Source organism: Sphingomonas bacterium, from assembly GCF_903643065.1.
Classification (GTDB): domain Bacteria; phylum Pseudomonadota; class Alphaproteobacteria; order Sphingomonadales; family Sphingomonadaceae; genus Sphingomonas.
Genome location: NZ_CAHJWX010000338.1, coordinates 1 through 3,362, shown reverse-complemented (window position 1 = coordinate 3,362; position 3,362 = coordinate 1). Strand labels below are relative to the sequence as shown.

The window sequence follows — 3,362 nt, the reverse complement described above, 5'->3', positions numbered from 1 at the left end:
AGGATCGTGGGCCGGGCATCGCGCAAGCCGATCGCGCCCGTGCTCGCGCGCGGTTCGGCCGACTTGACGCGGCGCGCTCGGCGCCGGGGGCGGGGCTGGGTCTCGCGCTGGTCGACGCGGTGGCCCGATTGCATGGCGGCCGTCTCGACCTGGCGGACAACGCGCCGGGCCTGGTGGCGCGGATCGTGCTGCCCGCCAGATAGGCAGCGGAGGGCCGGAACTGCGCTCATTCGCCGTATGGAGGGGCGGGCCGCATTGCGCTGGCCGGCATGGAGGCGAGGGGGCAACGATGGGAGTAAGGGTCGCCAGGGACACCGACGGTGTCGGCTTAGAGGTGTGGCAGCAGGAGCAGCCGAGCTCGTGCGGCGTCGCCAGCATCTGGATGGCGCGCGGGCTGGTGAAGCAGCAATGTATTGACGAGGACGAATGGCCGCTGGCGCAGCGGGTCTTCGCCGGCGCGGTCAAGCAGATGATGACGGCGACCGGCGGCAATCATCTCGGCATGTGTTTCCGAAACGATCTCCCCAACAACCAGGACAGCATGGCCAATACGTTCGGCGCGTTTGGGCTCTATGCCTCTCAAGTCGCCAAGGGGCTGCAGAATGAGGGTTTGAAAGCGAATGCAATCGACGCCAAGATCATCAACATCAACAATCTGGGGCCGCGCAAGGCGGTGATCGGGCTGTTCCTGTGGCGGCCCGCGCCCAATGGCGGCCACTTCATCTGCGCCGCGAGGCAAGCCAGGAATGGCCGCATCGTGTACCTCGATCCCGGCGAAGGCAGCCTCAGCGAGCAATGGAACAACGGCACCTACATCGCGCGCAACGGCGCGATCGCTGATCTCGTGACGGTGGTGAACGTCTGGGCTTGATCGCTTGCCGTCAAACACACGTTTTGCCGCCCGCCTGGTTCCGGGCGGCGGTTGACAGTGAACCCGGTCGCGCTTAATTCGATTTTTCCCGATGATAACCGCTTCCGGCGGCGCTCCCGTGCGCTCGTCGGGCTTATGTGTTTCGGACGAGCAATGCGTCGAGATGGGCCGCGCCGCCATGCGGGGCCCGTGGAGCTAGGAGATCAAGCAGCATGGCACGTATCGCGGGTGTCAATATCCCGACCAACAAGCGCGTGTTGATCGCGCTACAATATATCCACGGCATCGGCCCGTCCAAGGCCCAGCAGATCACGGACAAACTGTCGATCACGCCCGATCGGCGCGTGCAGGACCTGACGGATCAGGAAGTCCTCCAGATCCGCGAGGCGATCGACGCTGATCATACGGTGGAGGGTGATCTGCGTCGCGAGACGGCGATGAACATCAAGCGGTTGATGGACCTGGCCTGCTATCGTGGCCTGCGTCATCGTCGCGGTCTCCCGGTGCGCGGCCAGCGCACGCACACCAACGCGCGCACCCGCAAGGGCAAGGCCAAGCCGATCGCCGGCAAGAAGAAGTAAGGGGACGCACCTCACGCGCCCATGCGCGTAGGCGCGACCTTTGCGACTTTTCGCCCCGACCTCGACCGTATCAGAGCAGGACCGCCAGCATGGCTCAGGCCCCCCAGCGCATCAAGCGCCGTGAACGCAAGAATATTACTGCCGGTGTGGCGCATGTTAATGCGTCTTTCAACAATACGTTGATCACCATCACCGATGCACAGGGCAACGCCATCAGCTGGTCATCCGCGGGCATGATGGGCTTCAAGGGCTCGCGCAAGTCGACTCCCTATGCGGCGCAGGTCGCTGCGGAGGACGCGGGGAAGAAGGCCGCCGAGCATGGCGTCCGCACGCTGGAGGTCGAGGTCAAGGGCCCGGGCTCCGGCCGCGAATCGGCCTTGCGCGCGCTCCAGGCGGTGGGCTTCCAGATCACCTCCATCCGCGACGTGACCTCCATCCCGCACAACGGCGTGCGCCCGTCCAAGCGGCGGCGCGTCTAGTTACCTGTCGGTGCCGGCGGACGCGCCGGTGCCCTTACTGACCCGGCCGGACCCCCCACGTTCCGGCCCAACCCGGGGACCCGAACCTTGGCCGTCAATGCAAAGAACTGGCAAGAACTCAAGAAGCCGACCGCGCTGGAGAAGAAGGCGGGCGGTGATGGCAAGCGGCGCGCGACCTTCGTCGCCGAGCCGCTGGAGCGCGGCTTCGGGCTGACGCTGGGCAACGCGCTGCGCCGCGTGCTGCTCTCCTCGCTGCAGGGCGCGGCCGTCACCTCCATCAAGATCGAAAACGTGCTCCACGAGTTCTCGTCGCTCACCGGCGTGCGCGAGGACGTGACCGACATCGTGCTCAACGTGAAGCAGATCGCGCTGCGGATGCAGGGCGAGGGGCCCAAGCGGCTCCAGCTCGCCGCCACCGGCCCCGCCACCGTCAAGGCCGGCGACATCGCCGTCTCCGGCGACATCGAGGTGATGAACAAGGACCTGGTCCTGTGTCACCTGGACGAGGGCGCGACGCTCAACATGGAGCTGACCGCCGATATCGGGAAGGGCTATGTTCCCGCCGTCGCCAACCGCCCGGCCGACGCGCCGATCGGCCTGATCCCGGTCGACGCGCTCTACTCGCCGGTGCGCCAGGTGTCGTACAAGGTCGATCCGACCCGCGTCGGCCAGGACCTGGACTATGACAAGCTGACGCTGACGGTGGAGACCGACGGCACCGTCACGCCGGACGACGCGGTGGGCTATGCGGGGCGCATCCTGCAGGACCAGCTGGCGCTGTTCGTCCAGTTCGACGAGGGCGCGCTGCCGCGCGCGTCCGCGCCCGTCGGCCAGGCGATCGCGCCCGTCGCGGCCAACGAGCCGATCGGCGACACGCAGCAGATCAACCGCTACCTGCTCAAGAAGGTGGACGAGCTGGAGCTGTCGGTGCGCTCGGCCAACTGCCTCAAGAACGACAACATCATCTATATCGGCGACCTGGTCGGCAAGACGGAGGCCGAGATGCTGCGCACCCCGAACTTCGGGCGCAAGTCGTTGAACGAGATCAAGGAAGTGCTGTCCTCGATGGGGCTGCGGCTGGGGATGGAGATCCCGGGCTGGCCGCCGGAGAATATCGAGGAAATGGCCAAGAAGCTGGAACAGGAGATTATGGGCTAAGCCGCACCGGGTTAGCGCCAGCTAACCCGGAGACGGCGCAAGCCCGGCCGGCGGGTCGGCGTAAGCCAAGCCCGTCCGAGGTCTCGGTGCGACTTCTTTCGGTCACGTGTCCCGGCGAACAGCCGGTTCCTGCCGACGCGTCCAGGGTTGGTCGGCTTGCCCGGGCAGCGCGATCCCGGCTTCGCTCACCGGGCGTCCGCCAGCACGTCGCGGTCTGACACATCCCTCGCCGTGCGACTCCCGCGTATGGAAAGGACGGCGACCACCGCGACG

Annotated in this window: 5 protein-coding genes; all 5 read left to right on the top strand. The window is 66.5% G+C overall.

Going from position 1 to position 3,362, the window contains the following annotated elements:
- The coding region (locus HUU95_RS11605; RefSeq protein ID WP_174280253.1) for an ATP-binding protein at positions 1 to 203 on the top strand (203 nt) is incomplete at its 5' end.
- A gap of 179 nt (positions 204 to 382) precedes the next feature.
- Positions 383 to 871: a hypothetical protein gene (locus tag HUU95_RS11600; RefSeq protein WP_174280252.1), complete on the top strand. Its 489-nt coding sequence runs from the start codon at positions 383 to 385 to the stop codon at positions 869 to 871.
- Between the two features lie 212 nt (positions 872 to 1,083).
- Complete coding sequence (rpsM, locus tag HUU95_RS11595) at positions 1,084 to 1,452, top strand: 30S ribosomal protein S13 (RefSeq protein WP_174280251.1); 369 nt, start codon at positions 1,084 to 1,086, stop codon at positions 1,450 to 1,452.
- 89 nt (positions 1,453 to 1,541) lie between these two features.
- Positions 1,542 to 1,931, top strand: a complete 390-nt coding sequence (rpsK, locus tag HUU95_RS11590) for a 30S ribosomal protein S11 (RefSeq protein ID WP_174280250.1) — start codon at positions 1,542 to 1,544, stop codon at positions 1,929 to 1,931.
- Positions 1,932 to 2,018: 87 nt separating this feature from the next.
- Positions 2,019 to 3,089, top strand: coding sequence for a DNA-directed RNA polymerase subunit alpha (locus tag HUU95_RS11585; protein ID WP_174280249.1), 1,071 nt, complete (start codon positions 2,019 to 2,021; stop codon positions 3,087 to 3,089).
- Positions 3,090 to 3,362: the final 273 nt, after the last annotated feature.

Excerpts from the sequence above, each read along its gene's own strand:
- HUU95_RS11600 (WP_174280252.1), top strand. The coding sequence starts at position 383 with ATGGCGCGCGGGCTGGTGAAGCAGCAATGTATTGACGAGGACGAATGG.
- rpsK (WP_174280250.1), top strand. The coding sequence starts at position 1,542 with ATGGCTCAGGCCCCCCAGCGCATCAAGCGCCGTGAACGCAAGAATATT.
- rpsM (WP_174280251.1), top strand. The coding sequence starts at position 1,084 with ATGGCACGTATCGCGGGTGTCAATATCCCGACCAACAAGCGCGTGTTG.